This window comes from Pantoea sp. alder81 (genome assembly GCF_020179835.1).
Lineage (GTDB): Bacteria > Pseudomonadota > Gammaproteobacteria > Enterobacterales > Enterobacteriaceae > Pantoea.
In genome coordinates, this window is record NZ_JAIUDA010000001.1 from 221,167 (window position 1) to 246,017 (window position 24,851).

24 protein-coding genes are annotated in these 24,851 nt (G+C 55.1%); 11 read left to right on the forward strand and 13 right to left on the reverse strand.

Going from position 1 to position 24,851, the window contains the following annotated elements; genetic code table 11:
- Positions 1-3: 3 nt before the first annotated feature.
- Positions 4-759, forward strand: coding sequence for a histidine utilization repressor (hutC, locus tag LBW88_RS01065; protein WP_084936049.1), 756 nt, complete (start codon positions 4-6; stop codon positions 757-759).
- Here hutC and LBW88_RS01070 read toward each other — a convergent pair.
- Both LBW88_RS01070 and LBW88_RS01075 read right to left on the reverse strand, forming a co-directional pair.
- Positions 743-1,282 carry a HutD family protein gene (locus tag LBW88_RS01070; RefSeq protein ID WP_224929763.1) on the reverse strand — a complete coding sequence of 180 codons (540 nt, stop codon included), beginning with the start codon at positions 1,280-1,282 and terminating at the stop codon, positions 743-745. The two genes, hutC and LBW88_RS01070, sit on opposite strands and share 17 nt — an antisense overlap.
- Entirely contained in the window at positions 1,279-2,634 is a 1,356-nt protein-coding gene (locus LBW88_RS01075; RefSeq protein WP_224929760.1) for a formimidoylglutamate deiminase, read from the reverse strand. Before LBW88_RS01075 ends, LBW88_RS01070 begins: the two co-directional genes overlap by 4 nt.
- Positions 2,635-2,719: 85 nt before the next feature.
- Here LBW88_RS01075 and hutI point away from each other — a divergent pair, with 85 nt between their 5' ends.
- The 7 genes from hutI (at position 2,720) to LBW88_RS01110 (ending at position 9,756) form a co-directional block, all read left to right on the forward strand.
- Positions 2,720-3,937, forward strand: a complete 1,218-nt coding sequence (gene hutI, locus LBW88_RS01080; protein ID WP_224929757.1) for an imidazolonepropionase — start codon at positions 2,720-2,722, stop codon at positions 3,935-3,937.
- A complete protein-coding gene (gene hutG / locus LBW88_RS01085; RefSeq protein WP_224929754.1) occupies positions 3,934-4,725 on the forward strand; it encodes an N-formylglutamate deformylase in 792 nt (263 codons plus the stop codon). Before hutI ends, hutG begins: the two co-directional genes overlap by 4 nt.
- 424 nt (positions 4,726-5,149) lie before the next feature.
- Complete coding sequence (locus LBW88_RS01090; RefSeq protein ID WP_224929751.1) at positions 5,150-6,001, forward strand: transporter substrate-binding domain-containing protein; 852 nt, start codon at positions 5,150-5,152, stop codon at positions 5,999-6,001.
- Positions 6,002-6,013: 12 nt separating this feature from the next.
- Positions 6,014-6,733, forward strand: coding sequence for an ABC transporter permease (locus LBW88_RS01095; RefSeq protein WP_224929748.1), 720 nt, complete (start codon positions 6,014-6,016; stop codon positions 6,731-6,733).
- An 11-nt stretch (positions 6,734-6,744) separates the two neighbouring features.
- Positions 6,745-7,473, forward strand: coding sequence for an ABC transporter permease (locus tag LBW88_RS01100; protein ID WP_224929744.1), 729 nt, complete (start codon positions 6,745-6,747; stop codon positions 7,471-7,473).
- Between the two features lies 1 nt (position 7,474).
- On the forward strand, positions 7,475-8,275 hold the full coding sequence (locus tag LBW88_RS01105) for an ABC transporter ATP-binding protein (RefSeq protein ID WP_224929741.1): 801 nt from the start codon (positions 7,475-7,477) through the stop codon (positions 8,273-8,275).
- The gene (locus LBW88_RS01110) at positions 8,272-9,756 is read left to right on the forward strand and encodes an HAL/PAL/TAL family ammonia-lyase (RefSeq protein WP_224929738.1); all 1,485 of its coding nucleotides are present in this window, start codon (positions 8,272-8,274) and stop codon (positions 9,754-9,756) included. Before LBW88_RS01105 ends, LBW88_RS01110 begins: the two co-directional genes overlap by 4 nt.
- Before the next feature lie 606 nt (positions 9,757-10,362).
- On the opposite strand, the gene LBW88_RS01115 is transcribed toward LBW88_RS01110, so the two are convergent.
- Entirely contained in the window at positions 10,363-10,992 is a 630-nt protein-coding gene (locus tag LBW88_RS01115) for a flavin reductase family protein (RefSeq protein ID WP_224929735.1), read from the reverse strand.
- Between the two features lie 232 nt (positions 10,993-11,224).
- On the opposite strand from LBW88_RS01115, the gene rlmF reads away from it, so the two are divergent.
- Positions 11,225-12,151 (forward strand): 23S rRNA (adenine(1618)-N(6))-methyltransferase RlmF, encoded by a 927-nt coding sequence (rlmF, locus tag LBW88_RS01120; RefSeq protein ID WP_224929733.1) that lies wholly within the window; start codon positions 11,225-11,227, stop codon positions 12,149-12,151.
- 95 nt (positions 12,152-12,246) lie between these two features.
- Here the strand turns inward: rlmF and ybiO are convergent, their stop codons facing one another.
- The 6 genes from ybiO to rhtA all read right to left on the reverse strand — a co-directional run bounded on the left by ybiO (position 12,247) and on the right by rhtA (position 18,882).
- Entirely contained in the window at positions 12,247-14,481 is a 2,235-nt protein-coding gene (gene ybiO, locus LBW88_RS01125) for a mechanosensitive channel protein (protein WP_224930319.1), read from the reverse strand.
- A gap of 162 nt (positions 14,482-14,643) precedes the next feature.
- The gene (glnQ, locus tag LBW88_RS01130; protein ID WP_038647952.1) at positions 14,644-15,366 is read right to left on the reverse strand and encodes a glutamine ABC transporter ATP-binding protein GlnQ; all 723 of its coding nucleotides are present in this window, start codon (positions 15,364-15,366) and stop codon (positions 14,644-14,646) included.
- The gene (gene glnP / locus LBW88_RS01135; RefSeq protein ID WP_224929730.1) at positions 15,363-16,022 is read right to left on the reverse strand and encodes a glutamine ABC transporter permease GlnP; all 660 of its coding nucleotides are present in this window, start codon (positions 16,020-16,022) and stop codon (positions 15,363-15,365) included. Before glnP ends, glnQ begins: the two co-directional genes overlap by 4 nt.
- Before the next feature lie 85 nt (positions 16,023-16,107).
- Complete coding sequence (gene glnH / locus LBW88_RS01140; protein WP_224929727.1) at positions 16,108-16,854, reverse strand: glutamine ABC transporter substrate-binding protein GlnH; 747 nt, start codon at positions 16,852-16,854, stop codon at positions 16,108-16,110.
- A 320-nt stretch (positions 16,855-17,174) separates the two neighbouring features.
- Positions 17,175-17,678: a DNA starvation/stationary phase protection protein Dps gene (gene dps, locus LBW88_RS01145; RefSeq protein ID WP_038647945.1), complete on the reverse strand. Its 504-nt coding sequence runs from the start codon at positions 17,676-17,678 to the stop codon at positions 17,175-17,177.
- A 295-nt stretch (positions 17,679-17,973) separates the two neighbouring features.
- The gene (gene rhtA / locus LBW88_RS01150) at positions 17,974-18,882 is read right to left on the reverse strand and encodes a threonine/homoserine exporter RhtA (protein ID WP_224929724.1); all 909 of its coding nucleotides are present in this window, start codon (positions 18,880-18,882) and stop codon (positions 17,974-17,976) included.
- A gap of 379 nt (positions 18,883-19,261) precedes the next feature.
- Between rhtA and ompX the strand changes: the two genes are divergently transcribed.
- Entirely contained in the window at positions 19,262-19,774 is a 513-nt protein-coding gene (ompX, locus tag LBW88_RS01155) for an outer membrane protein OmpX (RefSeq protein WP_224929721.1), read from the forward strand.
- A gap of 59 nt (positions 19,775-19,833) precedes the next feature.
- Here ompX and LBW88_RS01160 read toward each other — a convergent pair whose 3' ends face one another.
- The 4 genes from LBW88_RS01160 to LBW88_RS01175 all read right to left on the reverse strand — a co-directional run bounded on the left by LBW88_RS01160 (position 19,834) and on the right by LBW88_RS01175 (position 24,122).
- Positions 19,834-21,102 carry a c-type cytochrome gene (locus tag LBW88_RS01160; protein WP_414004073.1) on the reverse strand — a complete coding sequence of 423 codons (1,269 nt, stop codon included), beginning with the start codon at positions 21,100-21,102 and terminating at the stop codon, positions 19,834-19,836.
- A gap of 11 nt (positions 21,103-21,113) precedes the next feature.
- Positions 21,114-22,892, reverse strand: coding sequence for a GMC family oxidoreductase (locus LBW88_RS01165; protein ID WP_224929718.1), 1,779 nt, complete (start codon positions 22,890-22,892; stop codon positions 21,114-21,116).
- The gene (locus LBW88_RS01170; protein ID WP_224929715.1) at positions 22,892-23,620 is read right to left on the reverse strand and encodes a gluconate 2-dehydrogenase subunit 3 family protein; all 729 of its coding nucleotides are present in this window, start codon (positions 23,618-23,620) and stop codon (positions 22,892-22,894) included. The genes LBW88_RS01165 and LBW88_RS01170 overlap by 1 nt, the downstream gene beginning before the upstream one ends.
- A gap of 307 nt (positions 23,621-23,927) precedes the next feature.
- Complete coding sequence (locus LBW88_RS01175) at positions 23,928-24,122, reverse strand: hypothetical protein (protein WP_045814029.1); 195 nt, start codon at positions 24,120-24,122, stop codon at positions 23,928-23,930.
- A gap of 265 nt (positions 24,123-24,387) precedes the next feature.
- Here LBW88_RS01175 and mntR point away from each other — a divergent pair, with 265 nt between their 5' ends.
- The gene (mntR, locus tag LBW88_RS01180; RefSeq protein ID WP_224929712.1) at positions 24,388-24,846 is read left to right on the forward strand and encodes a manganese-binding transcriptional regulator MntR; all 459 of its coding nucleotides are present in this window, start codon (positions 24,388-24,390) and stop codon (positions 24,844-24,846) included.
- Positions 24,847-24,851 lie beyond the last annotated feature (5 nt).

Sequence of the window (24,851 nt, forward strand, 5' to 3'; positions counted from 1 at the left end):
GACATGGCGGAGCAAACGGCAGTAGCCCAGCTGGCTGCGGCAATGGGTGATGAACCCGCGCCGATTTATCAACGCGTGAAACAGGCCATCGTCAGCCAGATCCGTGAAGGCCACTGGAAAGCCAACCAGCGCGTGCCGTCCGAAAGTGAACTGGTGAATGAGCTGGGCGTGAGTCGCATGACCATCAACCGCGCGCTGCGTGAACTCACCAGTGAAGGGTTCCTGGTGCGTATGCAAGGCGTCGGCACCTTCGTCGCGGAGATGAAGGGCTATACCGCGATGCTCGAAGTACATAACATCGCCGATGAAATTGCCCAACGTGGTCATCGCCACAGCTGCAAAATTTTATCGATTGGGCAGATGAAGGCCGATCCGGAGCAGGCCGCTGTGTTGGGCTTATCCACCGGGCAGACGCTGTATCATTCGTTGATTGTGCATTACGAAAACGATATGCCGGTGCAACTGGAAGATCGTCTGGTCAACCCACTGGTGGCGCCGGATTACCTCAGTCAGGATTATCATCAACTGACGCCCTACACCTATTTGATGCGCGTGGCGCCGTTGACCGCCGGTGAGCATATTGTGGAAGCGGTACTGCCCGATCTGCGCCAGCGTAAACATCTGGCGCTGGATGAGCACGAACCCTGCTTGTTGATTCGTCGTCAGACCTGGAGCGACAACAAGATAGTGACTTACGCGCGCCTGCTTTATCCGGGCTCGCGCTATAAGTTACTGGGGCGTTTCAGAGGACACGGTTAAGCGCCACAAACAGCAGGCTGGCATCCGAGGTTCGCGGTGCCAGCTGCGTCTCTTCATCCAGCCACCACATTCCCTGATTAACCGTAATGCGTTCGCCGTCTGCACTCTGCCATTCGCCGGATAATACCCACGCGACACCGTGTTCGCTGGTAGCGGCGTGTTGCACGACATCCACCTGAGCCTGCCAACTGTCGCGGCGTGTCATGATGTTGAAATCCTGACAGCTGCCGCTGATCTGTGCCTCAATCGACCATTCCCCCGGAAATGCCCATGGCTGATGCGGCAACAACCTGTGCTCAACACTCTCGCTGCGCAGTATCACGCTGTCGCCATTCAGCAGCGTAATCACACGATCGATACCGGGGAACGGCGAAAAAGGTCCGTCGGCATCGATGGTGGCAATACTGGCGCGCCAGCCAAACTGCGCCTCACTGAGCGGGAAGCTGACGATTTCACGCGTTTCACCGCCGCCGTTGCGCCAGCGGCTGACCGGCAGCTGGCTGTAGTCAAAATGCGTTCTCATTGCAGTGCACTCATGGCCTGGGCGAAGCGTGCGGCTGCGGCTTCTTCGGCGGGATGATGGCCTTCGCTGATCACTTGATTACCGGCGACAAACACATCGCGGATCTGGCTTTGCGTGCCACCAAACAACCAGCGATTGAGTAAGGAAGCGGAACTCACGCTGCTCAGGAAGGCATCGTTTTCCAGCACCAGCCAGTCGGCACGTTTTCCCACCGCCAGTTCACCGGTGTTGATCGCGCACGCCTGCGAACCGCCTTGTGCCGCCTGCTGCCACAGCAGATCGCCCACAGAAGGCTGATGGGGCAGGGTGATTCGGTTGCGACGACGATCGCGCAGGCGTTGACCGTACTCCAGCCAGCGCAACTCTTCCTGTGCGCTGAGCGATACATGGCTGTCCGAGCCAATGCCCCAGCGTCCACCTTGTGCAATGTATTCCACCGCCGGGAAGATGCCGTCGCCGAGATTGGCTTCGGTGGTGGGACAGAGTCCGGCAATCGCACCGCTGGCCGCCATGCGCTGAATTTCACTGTCGTCCAGATGGGTGGCATGAATCAGGCACCAGCGCTGATCCACCTCGAATCGATTATACAGCCACGAAACTGGCCGCTCGCCGCTCCACGCCAGGCTGTCATTAACCTCTTTTTCCTGCTCGGCTACATGAATATGCACCGGCACATCAGCAGCGCCGGCGGCCAGCACCTCACGCATCTGGGCCTCACTCACCGCGCGCAGCGAGTGGAAACAGATGCCATGATTAAGCAGCGGCTTATTGGCGCTCCATTGCGCTGCGCGTTGCTGTTGCTGCAGATAAGCCTCCGTTTGCTGGATAAAACGGCGCTGGCCGTCGCTGGCCGGTTGCGATCCAAATCCGCTGTAGCTGTAGAGCACCGGCAGCAGCGTCTGACCGATACCGGCCGTCTCGGCGGCGGCAATCAGGTTGAGCAGCATCGCGTCATCGGCATAGGGTTTGCCCTGCGCATCGTGGTGCAGGTAGTGAAATTCCGCCACCTGGCTATAGCCGCCCTTCAGCATATCGATATAGAGATGGGTGGCGATATCGCCGACCTGCTCAGGCGACAGGCGCTGCACCATGCGGTACATCAAATCGCGCCAGGTCCAGAAGCTGTCCTGCGGATCGCCCGCCACTTCAGCCAGCCCGGCCATGGCGCGCTGGAAGGCGTGCGAATGCAGGTTAGCGATAGCAGGGATCACCGGGCCAGCAAGGCGAGTGGCGCTGCCTGGCGTGCTATTGGGAGTGAGTTCTGCGATCTGTCCGGATGCGTCAGTGGTAATCAATACGTCTTCATGCCAGCCGTCGGCCAGCAGCGCGCGTGGGGCAAAAAAAACGGCCATGGTTGATCCTTAAGGGCGGAAAGTTGTATATACATATACATACTTTGAGACGCACTGTAAATCGTCAGACGTGAAGGGGAGTGGGATGGCAGAAGCGAAGCAGATCGACAGCCTGTGGCTGGGGGCCGATATCGTCACGATGCGAGACGGGCACTATAACCTGATTGCCGACGGCGCACTGGCGGTGGATAACGGCGAGCTGATTTGGGTAGGACCGCGCAGTGAACTACCGGATTTTGCCCCGCGTACGCAGCAGCAATTTGACGGCGGCATCATCACGCCGGGTCTGGTGGATTGCCATACGCATCTGGTGTTTGGCGGCGATCGCAGCCAGGAGTTCGAGCAGCGTCTGAACGGCGTCAGCTATGCCGAGATCGCGGCGCAGGGCGGCGGTATTCTCTCCACGGTGCGTGCTACGCGCGCGGCATCGCAGCAGGAGTTGGTGGCAAGTGCGCGCTGGCGTCTGGATCGATTGCTGGCAGAAGGTGTCACCACGGTAGAGATTAAATCGGGTTATGGCCTCGATGAAACCAGCGAGCTGACCATGCTGCGCGCCATCCGCGAATTAGCGGAAACGGTGCCCGCCGATGTGCTCTCCACCTGCCTGGCCGCGCACGGCTTCCCGCCCGAGTTTAAAGAAAATCCACAAGGCTGGATCGATATCATCTGCAATCGCCTGTTACCACAGGTGAAGGCGGAAGGGCTGGCGGATGCCGTCGATGCCTTCTGCGAACATCTGGCCTTTTCCCCTGAGCAGGTTAGGGCGGTTTTTGATCAAGCAAAAGCCCTGGGAATGCCGGTCAAACTGCACGCTGAACAGCTTTCTGCACTGGGCGGTGCCACGCTGGCGGCCGAATACGGCGCCTTGTCAGCGGATCATCTTGAATACGCCACCGAAGCCGATGCGCAAGCGATGGCACAGCACGGCACCGTCGCAGTGTTACTGCCGGGCGCGTTCTATCTGCTGCGAGAAACACAACGCCCGCCAGTGGATCTGTTCCGCAAACACGGCGTGCCAATGGCGCTGGCCAGCGATGCGAATCCGGGGACTTCACCGGCGCTGTCGCTGCGTCTGATGTTGAATATGGGCTGCACGCTGTTTGGCATGACGCCGGAAGAGGTGCTGGCAGGCGTGACCTTATGGGGCGCGAAAGCGTTGGGATTACAGCATTCGCACGGTTCGCTCGAGGCCGGCAAGGTGGCAAACTTTGTGCACTGGCCGCTGGCGCGCCCGGCAGAACTGGTTTACTGGTTGGGCGGCGAACTGCCGTGCCAGGTTATCTATCGTGGAGAAGCGCAATGACACCTTTTCATTTCACCGCCGGAAAGCTGCCGCTGCTGGTCAGCATCCCGCATGCGGGTACCCAGTTAACGCCTGAAGTGGATGCTGGATTGAGCGACGCGGCCCGCGGCTTGCCGGATACCGACTGGCACATTCCGCTGCTGTACGATTTTGTGCGCGATTTAGGGGCCAGCGTACTGATTGGCCACTACTCACGTTTTGTCATCGACCTTAATCGTCCGCCGGATAACCAGCCGCTGTACACCACCGCCACCACCGGACTCTATCCTGAGACGCTGTTTGACGGCACGCCGACCTTCGCTGAGGGTAAAACCCCCAGCGCTGCTGCGCGGCAGGGTTATCTCAATGATATCTGGCAGCCGTATCACCAGCAGATCCAGCAAGAGCTGGCGCGACTGAAAGCCGAACACGGTTATGCGCTGCTGTTTGACGCCCATTCGATTGCTTCGGTGATTCCACGCTTGTTTGATGGCCAGTTACCGGATATCAACATTGGCACCAACAGCGGTGAAAGCTGCTCGGAGGCGGTGATCGAAGCGATTAAAGAGGTTTGTGCCGCACAAAGCGATTACAGCTGGGTGGTTAATGGCCGTTTCAAAGGCGGTTATATCACGCGTGCTTACGGCCAGCCGCAGCAGGGCGTACAGGCTGTGCAGCTGGAACTGGCACAGCTAAATTACATGGATGAAACGCCGCCGTTTGCCTGGCAGCAGGATCGCGCGACACAGCTGCAGAAAGTGTTAAAACCGATGATGCAGGCGTTTTTACAGGCTGGAAAGCCGCGCTAATCGTTCGAGTCGTCATGCCCATCGGGGCAAATTTTTTACCAGGCAGCCACCTATGAAAGTTGGCTGCCTTTTTTATTGGTATTAAATCGGGGGCTTGGGTAACGCACCAGATCCATCTTGCTTCCCTCTCAAACCCTGCAATCCCCATAACAGTGCATTAGCGCCCCAGGAAGGTGCGCCACTAACGTCCGTGCCGTGACCATTCCCTGATTCCAGCGCTTCTGCCGATTTGGCACACCGCTTGCTAGGTTGTATGTACAAGTAAAGACCACGTGGTAATTATCACTTTTTATTCTGGCTGGCTCACAAAAAGCTTATGCCGACAATGATCTGCCGCAAGCTAACTTGTATATACATGAAATGTCATCTGCGCTGTATCAGCTAACAGAGACAGCCAATTCGATTAATGACCAGGAGAAGCCGCATGACGCACCGTGCCCCGATTCGCCGTTTTTGCCTCACGACCCTGTTTGCCAGCCTGATGATCAGCGGTGTTGCTGTACAGGCCAAAGAGTGGAAATCGATCACCATCGCTACCGAAGGCAGCTATGAACCCTGGAACCTGACGCTGCCGGGCGGCAAGTTAGGCGGCTTTGAACCTGAACTGATGGAAGACTTATGTAAGCGCATGGGCATCCAGTGCAAGCTGGTGGTGCAAAACTGGGACGGCATGATCGCCGGACTGAATGCTGGCAAATATGACGTGATCATGGATGCCATCGTCATCACGCCGGACCGCAAAAAAGTGGTCAATTTCACCGTGCCTTACGCGTCCACGCCAGCCACCTTTATCACCACCAAAGACAGCCCGCTGATGCCAGCCGATCACAACATCATCAAGCTGCATGACGATGAGAAAGAGATCAACACGGCGATTGCGCCACTGAAAGCGGCGTTGAAAGGCAAAACCATCGGCATCGCGTCCGGCACGGTTTACACGCCATTTATTGATAAGTACTTCAAAGATGTCGCCGACGTGCGCGAATACACTTCCTCAGCAGATGCGATTCTTGATCTGCAGGCCGGTCGTATTGATGCGGTGTTCGACGATGTGACCTTTGCCCAATCGATGCTGGCGCGTAAAGAGAACAATAACCTGACCTTCAGTGGCCCGCAGTTGGGTGGCCCGATTTGGGGTGAGGGCGAAGCGATGGGCGTGCGTATGGCTGACAACGATCTGAAAGCCAAACTCGACGAGGCTATCAAGGCTGCGCTGGCCGATGGCACCGTGAAAAAGCTGAGCGAGAAGTGGTTTAAAACTGACGTAACCCCGTAAGTGAGGTGAAAGATGATGAGCCTGCTGAGTTTTGGTGCTGATGGCTGGGGCCGCCTGATTTTAGGGGCTGCCTTCACCACGCTGCTGTTGTCGCTGGCGGCGTTGATGATTGGCGCAGTGGTCGGTTCCGGCGTGGCGGCGGCCAAGCTGTCACCTAAACGCTGGATGCGCTGGTTAGGTGAAGCCTATTCCACAGTGTTTCGCGGCATCCCGGAACTGCTGGTGATCTACCTGTTCTATTTTGGCGGATCGGGCCTGATCACCCTGGTGGGACAGATGTTCGGCGCGGATGGCTTTATCGAAGCGCCGCCGTTCCTGATTGGTGCACTGGCTATCGGGCTCATCTCTGGATCCTATCAAGGTGAAGTCTATCGCGCGGCACGTCTGGCGCTGGCGAAAGGCGAAGTGGAAGCGGCGGTAGCGATCGGCATGCCGCGCTGGCGTATTGCCCAGCGCATTTTGCTGCCGCAGATTGTGCGCTATGCGCTGCCAGGCATGTCGAATGTCTGGCAGATGAGCCTGAAAGACTCGGCGCTGGTGTCAGTTACCGGCATCGTCGAGCTAATGCGCGCCAGCCAGGTGGCGGCGGGATCCACGCGCGATTACTTCACTTTCTATCTGATTGGCGGTGGCTGCTATCTGGTGCTGACGCTGCTGTCTAATCATGCGTTCCGTCGGGCAGAGTCTCGCCTTGGACGCGCGTGGCAAAGTCGCACTGCGGCACAGCATTAAGGAGCAGCAGTATGATTGACTTCGCCTTCATGACCGACACTTTCCTCAAGCTGAGCGCGGCGTTGCCGGTGACGCTCGGCCTGTTTATCAGTGCCTTTCTCTGCGGTGGCATTCTCGCTATCGGAATTCTCTCACTGCGCATGAGCCGCTGGCGGGTGCTGAGCGGCTTCGCGCGCGGCTACATTCTGGTGTTTCGCGGCTCACCGCTGCTGATCCAGCTGTTCCTGATCTATTACGGATTGGGGCAGTTTGGTGTAATTCGTCATAGCTTTGTCTGGCCGTTCCTGCGCGAGCCCTTTGCCTGCGCCGTGCTGGCGCTGTCGCTGTGTACCGCGGCTTATACCGCTGAAATCCTGCGTGGTGCTTTGCTGGCGGTGCCGCCCGGACAGGTCGAAGCCGGGTTGGCCTGCGGCATGTCGCGCTGGCTGCTGCTGCGTCGCATCATCGCGCCGATCATGCTGCGTTATGCATTGCCCGCTTATTCCACCGAAGCGATCCTGCTGGTGAAGTCCACGGCGCTGGCCAGTCTGGTCACCGTGTGGGATGTCACTGGCGTGGCGCAGCAAATCATCCAGCGCACCTATCGTACGATGGAAGTGTTTATCTGCGCCGCCGCCATTTATCTGATCCTGAACTTTATTATCGTCCAGCTTTACGCGTGGTTAGAACGCCGTTTAACCCCGGTGCATCGCGTTGAAAAAAAGCCGTTATCCGCCGTTAAACCGCTTGCCGGAGAGTGATATGCAATCCACATCCCCCGTAACCTTAAGCGCCACCGATATCCATAAATCCTTTGGCGCAATGGAAGTACTGAAAGGCATTTCGCTGCAGGCGCATCAAGGCGATGTTATTTCAATTCTCGGCGCCAGCGGTTCCGGTAAAAGTACCTTGTTGCGCTGTATCAACCTGCTGGAAACGCCGGATGCTGGTGTGGTGAGCGTCGGTGGTGAAACCATTGAGATGAAACGCCATGCGCGTGGTCATCAGCTGGCGGCCAATCCAAAACAGATAGAGCGCCTGCGCTCGCGTCTGGGCATGGTGTTCCAGAGTTTTAACCTGTGGTCGCACATGACGGTGCTGCAAAACGTGATTGAAGGGCCGCACTATGTGTTGAAGCGCGACAAGAAAAGCTGCATTGCTCAGGCGGAGCAGTTGCTGGATCGCGTCGGCCTGCTGAATCGCAAAGATTTTTACCCGGCACAGCTTTCCGGCGGTCAGCAGCAGCGTGTGGCGATTGCCCGCGCGCTGGCGATGGACCCGGAAGTGATGCTGTTTGATGAGCCAACCTCGGCGCTGGATCCCGAACTGGTGGGCGAGGTATTGAAAGTGATGCGCAGCCTGGCGGAAGAGGGGCGCACCATGCTGGTGGTGACGCACGAAATGGGCTTTGCGCGTAATGTCTCTAATCGTGTGGTGTTTATGCATCAGGGCACCATCGATTGTCAGGGAACGCCTGAGGAGATGTTTGGTGCACAGGGATCGCAGCGCTTTAAGCAGTTTATCTCCAGCCATCAAAATCATCATACGGAGCAGCCAGCATGACGTTAGTGTGGGGCGATGAAGCTGTTACCTGGCAGGATGTGGTGCAGGTGGCGCGGCACCATGCCGAACTGACGTTGAGCACCAGCGCCTGGCAGCGGATTGCGCAGGGGCGTGAGATCGTCGAGCAGATTGTAGCCAGCGGCCATATCGCTTACGGCATCAATACCGGATTGGGTGCGCTGTGCAATATTACCTTGCCGGAGGAACAGCTGAGTCAACTGTCGCGCAATACGCTGTTGAGTCACGCCTGCGGTGTCGGGCCGTTACTTGCGCGCGAGCAGGTGCGCGCCATCTTGTGTGCCGCGATTGCGAACTATAGCCACGGGAAATCTGGTGTTTCGGTGGCACTGGTGCAGCATTTGCTGGCGCTGCTGAATCACCAGATTACGCCGCAGGTGCCATCGCAGGGTTCGGTGGGCTATCTCAGCCATATGGCGCATATCGGACTCGCGCTGATTGGCGTGGGTGATGTTGAGTATCAGCAACAGATCGTGTCTGCCGAGCAAGCGCTGGCGCAGGCCGGATTAACGCCTTATCGACCTGGCGCCAAAGAGGGCTTGAGCCTGGTGAACGGCACGCCGTGCATGACCGGGTTGTCTTGTCTGGCGCTGGATGATGCGGCGCGGCTGCTGGATTGGGCTGACGTGACTGGCGCGATGAGTTTTGAGGCACTGCGTGGTCAGCTGGTGGCGTTTGATGCCGAAGTGATCGCGCTGAAAGCCAGCCCCGGTATGCAGGTGAGCGGGCAGCGTTTGCGTCAGTTACTGAGCGACAGCCCACTGCTGGCGAGAAGCGAGGGTGTGCGTACGCAGGATGCGCTGAGTTTGCGCTCGATGCCGCAGGTGCACGGGGCCAGTCGCGATCAGTTTGATCACGCGGCACGTCAGGTGGATACCGAGTTGAATGCCTGCACTGATAATCCTTTGGTATTGGGCACCGTGGATAACTGGCGTGTGGTATCGCAGGCCAATCCGCACGGTGAATCGGTGGCCATGGCGGCAGATTTGCTGGCGATAGCCATGGCGGAAATTGGCAGCATTGCCGAGCGGCGTCTGGATCGGTTGGTTAATCCACTGGTCAGCGGGCTACCGGCGTTTCTGGTGGCGCAGCCGGGCGTGAACTCCGGCATGATGATTGCGCAGTACGTGGCGGCGTCGTTGTGCGCGGAGAACCGTCAATTGGCACAACCGGCGGTGCTGGATAATTACGTGACGTCTGGTTTGCAGGAGGATCATCTCAGCTTGGGTACGGGAGCTGCGTTGAAACTGCTGAAGCTGGTGGGGAATGTGTGGCAGATTCTGGCGATTGAGTATTTGCTGGCGGCGCAGGCGCTGGATTTCCATGGCGAGGCGGAGTTGGCAGAAGGTACAAAACAGGCATTGCGCCGTTTACGGGCGGTGGTGGCGAACTGGCAGGAAGATCGCTGGCTGGCACCGGAAATTGCCCGGGCGGTTCAGGTGATGAAAAACGGTGTTTGCTGAGTGCTCTTAAGCGATGCTGAAGTGCTGGGTGCTTGTGGGTGCGGGCCGTAGCACCGCTGCTGCTGCCGGGCAGTCCTCGCGCCGCTGACGCGGTACCCTCGGCTTCCACGTCGTGCCTACGGATCGTTCGGGGATCGACCATCCCTGGTCGGCCCCGAACTGATCCACGTATCCCTGCGTGGATCTCCTGGCCCTACGTAAAAGCCTCAGCGCTGCGGATAGCCCTTGCAGCATCAGAGGTGCTACGGCCTTTCACATCTGTGCCGTTTTTTACCACGCGCAATCAAGTTTATGAGCAGGCTGGGGGCGCAGGGGGGCAGGCAATCCGCAGCGCCGAGCAGAGTGAGTCTGCCAGGATAGCCCGCATGACGCGGGCGGAAGGCGGGGCGGCACAGGGATGTGCCATCCCCCGCCGTTCCGTGAGGCAGACGAACGAAGTGAGGGTAACGCGTCAGCGGCGCGAGGACGCCAGCCCCCCTGCGCCCCCAGCCAGCGTTAACTCGGTTTTAAGCCAACCCGCATTTCAGCCTGCAATCCAAGCCTATGTTTCAAACTGAATTTGAACCGGAACCGGAACCGGAACCGGAACCGCCAGCCTGCAAAAAATTAACCCCGGCGTGCATCCGGGCGCACCAAATCAAACCGCAAATCCTCACTGATGCCGTAATACGCGGATGGGCCGCCGGCTCGCAGAATAGGTTGTGCCTTAGCGGTCTGGTAAATGCCATCTTCCAGCAAGGCTTCATCGATATGAATCGCCACCACTTCACCCAGCACCAGCCAACTCTCCAGTTCAATGCCTTGCACATCCTGCAGACGAATCAGCTGAGTCAGACGGCACTCAAAATTCACCGGGCTCTCTGCCACCATGCTGACGTTGACGTGCGAGGCAGCGATTGGTGTCAATCCTGCGAGTGCGAACTCATCTTGTTCGGGCGGCACAGAAGCAGAGCTTTCATTCATCGCTTCGGCGAGCGGGCGAGTGGCCAGATTCCAGACGAATTCTTTGCTCTCACTGATATTGCGCACGCTGTCCTTCCAGCCGCTGCTTGCAAAACCAATGATCGGCGGATGATAGTTAAAGCAGTTAAAGAAACTGTACGGAGCCAGATTGCGCTGTCCGCTGGCGCTCAGCGAACTCACCCAGCCAATCGGGCGAGGACCAACAATGGCGTTCAGCGGGTCGTGTGGTAAACCATGCCCGCTCCTTGGCTGATAAGTGTAACGTTGTCGCATTAGTGCTCCTGGCTTGTCTGTTAAACTTCGCACCACAACGGCGTCATTGCTACCCGGTCACTGTCTTTAAGAAGCGCCAGTGGATGAGCACACCAGCATTGCTGTAGCACGAATGATATTGGACTCATTTTTGGGATATTAGGTTTAAATGCAATACAGATAATCGTGTAAGCGGATTGTGCGATGCCGCCATCCAGCGTATCTTACGCCCGCGCTACTATCCGGAGAATCTATGAACAAGCCAACCGCCACCTCGCCATTTCATCCCCGTAATCGCCATCAGGGCCATTATGATTTTGCTGCTCTGACCGCTGCCCATCCGCCGCTGGCGGTAAAAGTGCGTCCAAATGGCTACGGCGAGCTGTCGGTGGATTTTGCCGATCCTGAAGCAGTGATGCTGCTCAATCAGGCGCTGATCAAACTGTTTTATAACCTCAACTGGCAGCAACCGGAAGGTTACCTCACGCCGCCAGTGCCGGGACGCGCCGATTATGTGCACGCGCTGGCCGATTTGCTGGCCAGTGACAACGGCGGCAACGTTCCGCGTGATGTCGATGTCATGGATATCGGTTGCGGTGCCAATTTGATCTATCCGTTGATCGGTCACGCTGAATACGGCTGGCGTTTCACAGGCACGGACATCACGGCTGAGGCGATTACCGCTGCTAACCAAATCGTAGCCAGCAATCCCGGCTTACAGCGCGGTGTGCGCCTGCGTCGTCAGAAAGACGATTCTGCCATTTTCGCCGGTGTGGTGCATAAAAATGAGCGCTACCACGCGGTGCTGTGTAATCCACCGTTCCACGCTTCAGCGCAGGAAGCGGCGATGGTCGGTCAGCGTAAAACGCGCAATCTGGGTTTAGGGAAAAATGCACCGCTTAACTTTGGTGGTCAGCATAAAGAACTGTGGTGCGAAGGTGGCGAGCGTCAGTTCGTCGGCAAGATGATCGACGAAAGCGTGGCTTATGCCGATCGCATTGTCTGGTTTACCTCGCTGGTCTCACGCAAAGAGAATCTGCCTGCATTGCGCGACCAGTTGCGCGATCTCGATGTTGAGGAAGTGCGAATCATCGAGATGGCACAAGGGCAGAAACAAAGCCGCTTTATCGCCTGGACATTCCTGCCGCCAGCCGCGCGCACTAAACGCTTCGCGCGCTGAACCCAGGGTTTGCCCTGATCCGTCAGGATACTGGTGCGAGCTTAGCCCAAAATGCGGGAGCGAATCTGGCAGGCCAGTTCCGCTCCCTGGTGACTCTACGATGGATTGGGCGGCGGTAAGGCTGCCAGCGTGGCCGCGGAACCCACATCGTTGCCGGTCTGCATCACTTCCACCGTTTGATGCGGCGCTTTGATTCCTGCGGCATCAAAATGCTTCTTCACCTTATCATCCAGCGCAAAGCGCACTGTCCACTGCTTCAGCGGTTGGGTGGTGAACGACACGCGTACGGTAAAGGATTGGTTAGTCAAGCCCACCAGCCCGGAAAAACTCGGTTCGCCAATCACCATGCCGCGAATATCCGGGTTCTCCAGCAACGCTTTCACTGCCGCCTGCAAAGTCGCATTCACACGTTCGGTCTCTTCACTGCGGTCAACATCATAGTTGGCGACAAACGAGCCAATGCCGCGCACAAAGTTGGCGAAGGTGGTGATCGAAGACCAGGGAATGATGTGATACGCGCCGGTATCCTGACGCACGCCGACGGAACGAATCGACATGCGCTCAACCGTGCCGGTAATCGGGCCGATGGTCACCAGATCGCCGGTGTTCATGCCATTCTCAAACTGAATAAAGATACCGGTGATAATATCCTTCACCAGCGTTTGCGAACCGAACGACACCGCCAGACCGAGTGCACCGGCACCCGCCAGCAGCGGCGCGATGTTTACCCCCACTTCCGACAGCAAAATCATAATGGTGATGGTGCTGATCACCACCGCCAGCGCGTTACGGAACAGCGTCAGCAAGGTGCGCGTGCGTGCGCTGGGCATCGGTCTTCCATGCGAGTCTGAGGCCAGACGACTTTCGATCAGGCTGGCCAGCAGCGTCCAGCCAACGGCGGAAAGCAGCAAAATCATCACGATACGAATCAGCACATCCACCATCTTCTGCCCGGCGCCAAGCGTGAGCCAGTGCCAGAGATCAAACAGATTCCAGGCATTGAGCAGCAGCAGCAGGGTGGCGAACACGGTAATCACCCGCGCCAGTTTCAGCAGCGCTTTGACCCAGTCATTGACGCGTTTTTGCAGCTCCGGATAGTTACGCCGCAGATCCGGCGACAGCGTCAACGTCTTGCCAATCCAGCGCGTCAGCATGCCGGAAACCAGCGCGGCGATAACGATAATAGCCAGGCTGCGCACCGTGGCGGACATCATGAACTTCAGGCTGTCACCCGGGTTGAAGATCGAGAACAGGAACAATGCGATAAAATAGGCGCTCGCCAGCCAATGCCACACCATTGCAAAGGCACGGATAAACAGGGCAAAGAAACTCATACTACGATCCGCCAAACGCGATAATTCGTCGTGGATATTGCGTCGATTACGGAAAATCAGCCACAGCGCCCAGCCGGTCATAATGCACATGATCAGCACATTCACCAACGCGGCGATCTGCACATTCACCTGATTGCCGACGATCGGCACCACCACCAGTAAACCATAACCAATGGTGCCGCTGAGCCAGCTAAGACGCGTGTTCCAGTAAGCGGCACGCGCATCGGAAAGATGGAAGAAGCGCAGCGTGGGGAAGCGTGGGCAGAATATCAATCGCAGCACCGCCTTGAAGAATTCAATCAACGCAAAGGCATTGAGGAACAGCCCTTGTTGATAGGCAATGGTGCGATTGTTGTTGTGGTAGTTGTCGCTGATGATCTGGCCAACAAACAGCGTCAGTGCCAGAAGCACTAAGTCGAGCAGAAAGGCTACGACAATGGTGGCGGGCAGATGCAGCCACTTAGTGCGTTCCAGATTATGATTGCGCCCCCAGCGGCCCATGCGCTGCCACACGGGATACATCAACAGTCGCGTGAACCAGTAAAAAGCAAAAACGGCAGCGGCGAGTCCCGCGAAATACTTCAGTGCATTGAAGAAGGTTTGTTGATTAAAGGACTTGTGCGGCGCGCTGACGATGTTGTCGTGCAGTCTTACAAACTGCGAGGCGACAGCTCCCCCATATTCGCGTGTGACGTTGGTGACGCTCTCTAATACCGTAGGATCTTCCTGCTCGGCCTGTGGCGGAGCCAGTACCGGCTGTTCATTATTAGTTTTGCTGGTGGCGGCCTGACGCAGCTGATCGATCAACTCCTGACGCGAATCGTTATTCTCCAGGATATTGGCCAGCGCGGCATAAGCGGCTTTTTTATCTTCCAGGGTCGGCTCACCTTCAGCGGTGGTGCTGGCAGCAGGCGTTGAAGTTTGTTGGGCGGCGACGGCGGCCTGCGGCAGATTGACCGCGTCTGCGGTGGGAACGAGGAACAGACAGAGCAGCATCCATATGGTGAGGCACCATGATGGGCGGGCAAACGACATGACCTTCTCCTTGAGCAACGCACAGCGGCACAAGAGAAAAAGTATAGTCAGTGATGGAAGGTGAAGATTCTGAAAGGAAAATTCTTTACGGAAGAAGAGGCGGCTTTACAGCCGCCTCGTCATTTATGACACGTGCTGCAGGAACTCGCGCAGACGATCGCTCGGTGGGTTGGTGATCAACTCATCCGGATTGCCATCTTCGGCGATGGTGCCTTTATCAATGAAGATCAGACGCGAAGCCACTTTCTGAGCGAAGCCCACTTCGTGCGTCACGATCACCATCGTCATGCCTTCTTCGGCCAGATCCTGCATCACCTTGAGCACTTCATGGCGCAGTTCTGGATCGAGTGCAGAGGTTGGCTCATCAAACAGCATCATTTTCGGCTTCACCGCCAGCGCACGGGCAATCGCCACGCGTTGCTGCTGGCCACCTGACAGTTCGGCAGGGAAGTGGTGCGCACGCTCGGCGAGGCCGACTTTACCCAACAGTTCACGTGCCAGTTTCTGTGCGTCGTCCTTCTTCGCACCGCGTACACGAATCGGGCCGAAAGCCACGTTATCCAGCGCACTCATCTGCGGGAAAAGATGGAACTGCTGGAACACCATGCCGGCTTCCTGGCGAATCAAGCGTTCGTCGACCTTAGGATCGTTCACCTTCATGCCATCAACAATCAGGTCACCGGTGGTGATCTCTTCCAGTTTGTTGATACAGCGCAGCAGGGTAGATTTACCTGAGCCCGATGGCCCGATAATCACCACCACTTCGCCCTGATTAATTTTCAGGTTAATGTCATGCAGGACTTTGGTCTGGCCGAAGTTTTTAGAGACGTTTTTAAATTCAATCACAGGATTTTCACCTTCTTCTCAATACGGCGCAGTACAAAGCTCAACACCAAGGTAATAACCAGATAGATAATCGCAACGGCACTCCAGATCTCCAGCGCGCGGAAGTTTCCGGCGATGATTTCCTGGCCCTGACGGGTCAGTTCCGCCACGCCGATCACGATAAACAGCGAGGTATCTTTTATACTGACGATCCACTGGTTACCAAGCGGTGGCAGCATACGACGCAGTGCCAGTGGCATGATGACGTAACGCAGAGTTTCACGACTTGACAGGCCCAGCGCCAGGCCCGCTTCGCGGAAGCCTTTGTTGATCGACAGCACGGCACCACGCGTGATTTCCGCGATATAGGCACCGGAGTTAATCATGATGGTGACCACGGCGGCAGTGAACGGATCGATGCGCAGGTCTGGGAAGGCCATCGGCAAGGCGAAGTAGATAAACATCACCTGCACCACGATTGGCGTACCGCGGATCAGTTCAATGAACACCAGCGCGAGATTATTTGTAATCCATCCGCCGTAGGCGCGGGCGAAACCGGCGACTAAGCCAATAAATAACCCGCCAACCAGGCCGAGTACGGAAATTATCAGGGTCATTTTGGCGCCTTCGATCAAAATCGGCAGGGCTGGCCAAATGACGCTCCAGTCAAACTCCATGGTGTAACTCCAAAATCTGTTGCAATGGAAATGTAAAAAGCAGGGAGACTATGCTCCCTGCTGGAAAAATCGGCTTAGGCCGGAATTATTTTGGTTCGCTGCCGAACCATTTTTTATAAATTGTGTTGTAAGTGCCGTTGTCGCGCAGGGTTTTCAGCGCGCCATTAATCTGGTTACGCAGGTCATCGCTGCCTTTTGGCAGGGCGATACCATACTGCTGAGCTTCGATAGACTCGCCAACCGCTTTGAAGCGACCTTTACCGGCGGTGTGAATGAAGTACAGGATGTTTGGTGTGTCGTGCAGAACGGCGTCAGCACGGTTGGTGCCTAACTCCATGTAAGCGTTATCGATGTTCGGGAACTGACGCAGGTCTTTGAATTTGATGTGCGCTTTCGCGTAATCAACTGAGCCCGTACCGCTCTTCACTGCCACGGTTTTACCGTTCAGGTCGTCGATGCCTTTGATGTTGTTTTCGTTCTCACGCACCATCACCAACAGACCACTTTTGTAGTAGCCGTCAGAGAAGTCGATGGCTTTTTTGCGCTCGTCGGTGATGGTGATACCGGCCAGTGCCACGTCAACGTTTTTGGTTTGCAGTGCTGGGATGATACCGCTGAAATCCATTGGCTTCAGAGTGTAGTCCAGCTTCAGTTCTTTGGCGATAGCGGCCCACAGGTCGATATCGAAACCAACGTAATCGTTGCCCTGTTTGAATTCAAAAGGAACGAATGCGGTGTCGGTCGCAACAACCAGTTTCTTATCTGCTGCAGTGGAAGAAAGCGAGAAGGCCAGCGCCAGCGCGGCCACGGAGACTTTAATCAAAGACTTCATCATTATTTTCCTTATTACCCTTCAGACCTGATGGCCTGATGTACGGCTATTCATATGAAAAAATTATGCCAACTTTTCATTTTGCTCGAAATCAGCAGGATGCAGGGCCTGGCTGAAGCGATTTTGCTGTAGTCGAAAAGTCTGCACTAATATGACTCACCAAAATAGTGCATCGTGCTGTTGTGGTGCAGGCACAGTGTGCACCAAGGGCTTAGCAAGGGAAAGGCAGGATTAAGATTTTGTTAACGACGTCAAAAAAAGCACCAAAATGTTACAGACATAAAAAAAGGCGGGATAACCCGCCTTCGCTGTAACTGACATTATTCGATGTTGGATTCGATGAACCACAGGAATTTATCCAAATCACGCGATGCCGCCGTGAAAATGTCTGCAGTGTCTTCATCGCTTACTTCACTGATGGCCTTACGCGTATCGTTCGCGACAATCGCGTAACGATCGGCCAGCGCTTTCAGGTGATCCTGAACGGTATGGATGTTGAGCGGATAGCTTTTTAATGGCGTCTTGTCGTTGACGATCTGAGTGGTACCCAGCGCCACGCCGCCAAGCTGTACAACACGCTCTGCAATGGTGTCCTGATGATCGGTGATGGCAGTACGGAATCCATCCAGCATTTCATGCACACCGATAAAGTTGGCACCGCGCATATTCCAATGCGCCTGCTTGGTGATCAGTGACAGATCAATAAACTCCACTACCAGACGGTTGAGCACCTCGATGGTCGCTTTCTTATCGCTATCAGCAACATCATTACGGGTGTAAATGAGATCAGACGATTTAGTTTTAACCAGTTTTGCGGTACTCATCATTAATATCCTCTAATTGATGGTTGTCCTAATCAAGCACGGGAATAAGTATAGCAGCAGTTTTTGGCTGTGCCGGATTGTTTAAACCGATGACAGGAATAGATAAACCTTAATGTTGTTCGGGATTTGAGCGTTTTATGTATTTTTCAATTAAAACAAGGATTTATGTTGTGTGTTAATTGCTTTTCAATGATGTTGCAAAATAATAACAAAACCGAAGGCGGTGATGAGAAAAAAGAGAATGAGAATGCTTATATATTCAGCCTGCAGCTTAACAGGCTGAATTTGGCATTATTTATTGCGGATTATTAATATCCACTTCGCTTATTTTGGCACTCTTCTGTTTCATGGTGAGTGTCGAACCCGCCGACGCGGCGATAATCGCCAGCAGCGCGATCCACTGCTTCAGCGTCAGCAGCTCACCGAGGAACAGCATCCCTGAAAGTGCTGCCATCGCAGGTTCCAGACTCATCAGCGTGCCAAAGATGCGGGCTGGCAGGCGGGTTAGGGCCATCATCTCCAGTGAATAAGGAATCGCACTGGAGAGCAGGGCAATAATCAGTGCCAGTGGCAGAATTTCCCAGTGCCAGATACCGGGTGCCGCAAAGGTTAACCCAAGCGGTACGAAAATTACCGAGGCAATCAGCGATCCCATGGCAACCGTCGCTGGACCATGTTCCGCACCGGCGCGTTGCCCTGCCAGAATATAGACCGCCCAGCAGGCACCGGCCCCCACTGCTAACAGCGCACCCAGCGGATCGATATGGCTGATGCCATCACCAATCGGCAGCAGGAACCATAAACCGATCACCGCCAGTAACACCCAAATGAAATCGAGCGGACGGCGCGCACCGGCCAATGCCAGGGTCAAAGGGCCCAGAAATTCCAAACCAACGGCGACGCCCAGCGGCACAGTACGAATAGATAAGTAGAAGAGATAGTTCATACAGCCAAGCGCCAGGCCGTACATCAATAGCGGTTTGCGCTGTGCAGAAGTGAACCGTAAACGCCACGGCTTAAAGATGATGCACAGAATCAGGGTGCCCAGTCCAAGGCGTAATGCGGTGATGCCGGGTGCCCCCACGCTGGGAAACAGCGATTTTGCCAGTGAAGCACCGCCCTGAAGCGAGAGCATAGCAATCAGTAGCACGGAAATTGGGAACAAAACCGGGGCCATTTTGGCGTTCGTCAGAGGCGTAGACATCCTGTAATTCAATCCTGTAGTGATTAACAACACAGCAACAAAACGTCAGTGTAAAGGAATCTTCAGGAAATAAGGAGGCGTGTAAGAGGGAAAATAAATGCAGTGACAGCCTGGGAAATAACCGTTTTTCGGGCCATTTAAGTAAAGAAATGTCAGATTAGTTTAGGAATATCCTTAAAGGCATTATTTGTTGTCCGAAATATTGTTGCAGAAAGATGACGCTTTTTATAAGTAAAATGAATGACATAGGAAACTTCATTAACTTTCTGTTACACCAAACAATCTGTTAGACAACAAATAGCGGGCAGAGTTTCTTGCTAATTTTTGTTATATTTTCAGGGTTGTCAGGAGAGAAGTATATTCACATTTGAGGTGGTTTATGAAAAAAATTGCATGTCTTTCAGCACTGGCTTGTGTACTGGCAGTTTCTGCAGGTTCAGCCATGGCGCAGAGCACCGTTTCTGCTGGTTACGCTCAGAGCGATTATCAGGGCGTTGCTAACAAAGCAAACGGCTTCAACCTGAAATACCGTTACGAAGATGGTACTAACCCACTGGGTTGGATCGGTTCTTTCACCTACACCGAGAAAGACCGTACTGACGCTGGCGTTTATAACAAAGGCCAGTACTACGGCATCACCGGTGGTCCTGCTTACCGTCTGAACGACTGGGCAAGCATCTACGGCGTGGTCGGTATCGGTTACGGTAAATACCAGGCAACTGACGCTGCTGCACAGTACAAAACTGACACCAGCGATTACGGCTTCTCTTACGGTGCAGGCATGCAGTTCAACCCAATCGAAAACGTTGCAGTTGACGTGGGTTACGAGCAGAGCCGTATCCGTAGCGTAGACGTAGGCACCTGGATTGCTGGCGTAGGCTACAGCTTCTAAGTTTTTGCTTAGACCAGAGTTGCACAAGAAACGGCCCTTTACGGGCCGTTTTTTTATGCCTATTTTTGCGGGGCGGGAGGAAGCGTGGCGCGGATTTTCTTCACCTGATCGGCCGTGACCGGTGCCGCTTTGTTACCCCATCCATTGCGAATGAAGTTAGCGACATCAGCGACCTGCTGATCATCCAGACGCCAGGCAAAGTCTGGCATGGTGAAACCGGTCGGTGCCTGTTGGGTAATCGCACGCTGGCCGCCTTTCAGAATCACACTGATCACTGATGACGGGTCTTCACTCAACAAAGCCGGATTATGCGCCAGCGCCGGGAAAGTACTGGCATAGCCTTTACCATCCGTACGGTGGCAGGCGGCGCAGTTATCCACGTACACCTGCGCGCCTGGTTGGCTGACATCCCCTTTGAACAGCGCTTGCGATGTCGCATCGCTGGCCTGTGGTGCAGTGGTGTTATCCGCAGCCGGTAATGACTTCAGATACACCGCAACAGCATTAAGATCCTCATCGCTGAGATACTGTGTGCTGTGCGCAATCACATCCGTCATCGAACCGAATGCGGCCCCTTGCTTATTCGCGCCGGTTTTCAGGAAGGTGGCGATATCCTGCTCAGACCAGCTGCCCAATCCTGCTACCGGGCTGGCAGTCAGATCCGGCGCATGCCAGCCTTCGAGCGTGCCGCCGGTCAGATAGCCTTTGCTGTTCTGATCCATGGCTTTTTCCTGGAAACCGATGCCGCGTGGCGTATGGCAAGAGCCACAGTGGCCGAGCCCCTGCACCAGATAAGCACCGCGCTGCCACTGAGCCGATTGACCGGCAGCCGGAGCGTAAGTGCTGTCATCGGCAAAGGTCCAGCGCCAGAACGCCAGCGGCCAGCGCATGCTCAGCGGCCAGGGAATATCACTTTTATGATTCTCCTGGCTCACCGGCTTCACGCCCTGCATGAAATAGTCATACAACGCGTGCATATCGCTGTCGCTGATTTTGGCATATGAAGGGTAAGGCATAGCCGGATAGAGCGAACTGCCATCTTTGGCGACTCCACCGCGCACCGCCCTGGAAAAATCCTCGTAGCTGTAGTCGCCAATACCGTGGGTTTTATCCGGCGTGATGTTGGTGGAGTAAATGGCGCCAATCGGCGTGCTCATTTTGAGCCCACCGGCAAAAGGCTGACCTCCGGCGACGGTATGACATGCGGCGCAATCGCCCGCTTTGGCCAGATATTCGCCTTGCTTAACCGAGGCATCGGTCGCGGCCCAGGAGGCGTGGCTGATCAGCGCGCCGCTGAGAGCGAGAAAGAGTGCGGAAATTTTCACTATGACGCTCCTTATCAGGCCTGAACCAGCGGACCAGGGTTAGCAAGATAGCGGTTGCGAATCGCATCCGCCGCGAACAATGCCGTGGCACAGACTATCCCGGTCGGGTTGTACGCCAGGTTCTGCGGGAAGCAGCAGGCACCGGTGACAAACACATTCGGCACATCCCAACTTTGCAGGAACTTGTTCACCACGCTGGTACGCGGATCGTCACCCATCACCGCACCACCGGTGGTGTGGGTGGATTGATAAGGGCGGACATCGTAGTGGCTGTTCAGGGTTTTGAAGCCAATTTCATAGTGCTTTGGATTCATCACTTTGACGATCTCTTCGGCCTTATCCTTGATGAAATTGGTCATCTTCAGCTCGTTCTGCTGCCAGTCAAACGTCATACGCAGCAAGGGCTGACCATAGATATCACGGTAAGTCGGATCCAGATCGAGATAGCACTGTTTGTAAGGCATCACGGAACCGGACGAGCCAACATTCATGTTGTGCAGGTAGTTATCTTTGATCGCCTGTTTCCAGCCAGAACCCCAACGCGGAGCATCTTTAGGAATGCCCATCTGCTGGATCGGACGGCCGCCGGAGAACGCCGCAGATATCGTGGCGCCGCCAACGAAGCCGACTTTGCTGTGATCAAAGTTTTCCGCGTTGAAATCATCGATAACGGTCGAGGTGGCACCGGTGGCCGCAAACGGATTGAACCAGTTGTCGTTGTCATAGAACAGCTTGATGCCGCCGGTCATCTGGTAGGCATAGTTTCTGCCCACTACGCCGTCGCCGGTTTGCGGATCGTAAGGCTTGCCGATTTTTGATAGCAGCAGTAAGCGCACATTGTGCAGCTGGAAGGCGCTGAGGATCACCAGGTCAGCCGGTTGCTCGACTTCGTTACCTTGTGCATCGATATAAGTCACGCCAGTGGCTTTTTTGCCGCTGCTGTCGGTATTGACACGAATGACGTGCGCCTGGGTGCGTAACTCAAAGTTACTGAACGGCTTCAGAGCAGGGATGACGCAGCTTTGCGGTGAGCCTTTGGAGTAGTTGAAGCAACCAAAGCGTTCGCAATAACCGCAGTAGTTACATACGCCAAGCTGCACGTTGTAAGGGTTGGTCCAGGCTTCGGTACAGTTAGCTGCGGGGCATTCGAACGGATGATAACCCAGTTGCTTCGCTGCTTTGGAGAATAGCTCGCCGGCATACAACGTCTCCAGCGGCTTGGTGGGATAGCCATTTTTACGCGGAGATTCGAACGGGTTACCGCCTTCGACGGTTTCACCATTGAGATTACCGACCTGGCCGGCAGCACCACAAATTTTTTCAAACTTATCGAAGTAGGGTTCCATCTCAGCATAAGAGAACGGGTAATCCTGCACCGTCATGTCTTTAGGGATGAAGTCAGCACCGTATTTTTCGATGACCGTACTGCGCATTTTCAAATCGGCTTCCAGCGGACGCCACAGCTGGCCGTTCCAGTGCGTACCGGCTCCGCCCACGCCATCACCGGGCAGGAAGGAACCGAAGCGTCGATAGGGCAACGCGGTTTCCTGTGTAGTGTGACGTACTGTGACCGTCTCTTTCGAGGCGTTCTGGAATAATTTCAGACGGATGCCGTAGGTCAACTCATCGGCAATGCGTGGATAGGAGAAATCAGGGTAGGTGTCGCGATTTTCACCACGCTCTAATGCCACAATGTTCAAACCCGAACTGGCCAGTTCCATCGCCATCAGCGAACCGGTCCAGCCAAACCCGACGATCACCACATCGACGGGCGCTTTTTTTACTGCCGCCATTACACGCTCCTTTTGCTGGAAATACTGACTGGACCGAGGGGATAGGGTTTATTCGGCTGCTGCACGGTATCCACAAAGTCCGCGCGAGCGCCGGGAAATCCGATCATCTTCCACGAAGCCAGAGTCTGGTTACCGCCGTGAATCGGATCGGCGAGATAACCCTCTTTGGCGTTTTCCAGTAGCTGCTCGAAAAACTGCTTGCCGTGAATAGCATCGTTACGCAGTTTGTCGGCTTCCAGCGCATGCAGAACCTCTTCCTGCTGCGCCGTCTCCAGTTGGTAAAAGTCCTTTTGATACTGCTGCTGACAGTGCTGGTCAGCTAAAGCGATGCCCAATCGGTAGGTATCGCGCGGAACCAAATGAGATTGGTAACCCATTTCCGGAATCGAATCGGCGAACGGGCCCTGCATGTACCACAGGCGACCATAGCCGTAGGGCAATTCCATCTGCTTATCGATAAACACCTGCACACCTTCGCTGACTGCGCCGGGGCCGTTGGCGTCAGCGGGGATCAGGCAATCCAGTGCGGCGAGCAGAAACTTCCACTCTTTATCGTTAAAGTAGGCGGGAACATAGTCGGATAACACACCTTGTGGTTTGTCGGCGGCGGGGGAGGAGAGTGACACCACACCGGTGCTGGCTGCGGCGGCGAGAGGAATGAGCGAGAGCGATTTTTGTAAAAATCGTCTCCTGCCCGATGGTTGCTCTTCAGGCTTTTTATGTGACATTGCTAATCTTCCTTACGAAAAAACCCACCCTGGGTTGATTTTGTTATAAGTATGTAATTTTTTGTTATGAGGAGATTAATCAGACGTCACAATAGGTTGCAAGCTAAAAGTTAGCAGCCTAATCGTTTAAGGAGTGTTGAAGGTAAAGTTATGTCAGTGCCTGAAGCGATTCAGCCACAGAGAGAGCAAGGGTTTGAAATTCGTTCAATAACAATAGAAAGAGTGGGACTAAAAAGGGTAACAAAATGTGAGATCGTGCAAAGGATCCGTTGAGAAAACGGATCCTGAGAAGGAATTTATGGATGAATCAGCCGCGCCAGATAAGATTTGGGCAAGGGCGCTCAGTCAGCTGTTTGCCGGTCAGCTTTTCAATCAGCATCAGACGCAGGGCAAAAGGCGAGCGTTTAAACAGGCACAATAATGATTTCAGCTCAAAAGCCGGTTTGCTTTGCTCAACCTGGAAGCATTTGCCACAGTCGAGGCAGTTTTTCATGGTGGTCATGTTCACCTCCCGAATGAATAACGACGTAACAGTAAGCACAAACCTGCGATAAACAGCAGGAAAAGGAGTAGCAGCAAATAGGGTGCGTTCATCGTTGCCTCCTAATTAAGCTATTCGCTTACATTACGAACAAAGATAGCACTGGCTATACTCTTTAGCCAACACTATTTAGGAAAAATTTGTGCTTATTTGTGCCTGGTTTACAATGAGCGCAGCCAGGCCCGCACCGCAGGTAAAGTGCGGCAGATAATAAAGAGGAAGCTGAATGAGTCGTCGTGCAAAGAGCGCCACCAACACGCCCCAGGGGCCGCTTAAAGAGATAGAGGAGCATGTCGAAGGATTTCGCCAGGTGCGCGAAGCGCATCGACGTGAACTTATTGATGACTACGTAGAGTTAATCTCTGATTTGATTCGTGAATTTGGTGAAGCTCGCCAGGTGGATATGGCCGCGCGCCTCGGCGTTTCGCAGCCCACCGTAGCGAAAATGTTGAAGCGTTTAGGCACCACCGGTCTGGTGGAGCAGGTTCCCTATCGCGGTGTGTTTCTGACGCCTGAAGGTGAAAAGCTGGCGGAGGCGAGCCGCGTCCGTCATCACATTGTGGAAACCTTCCTGCTGGCGTTGGGTGTCAGCCCGGAAACTGCCCGCCGGGATTCTGAAGGCCTGGAACATCACGTCAGTGATGAAACCCTCGCCGTTTTCCAGAAGTTTTACGAGAGCCGCTAACCTAC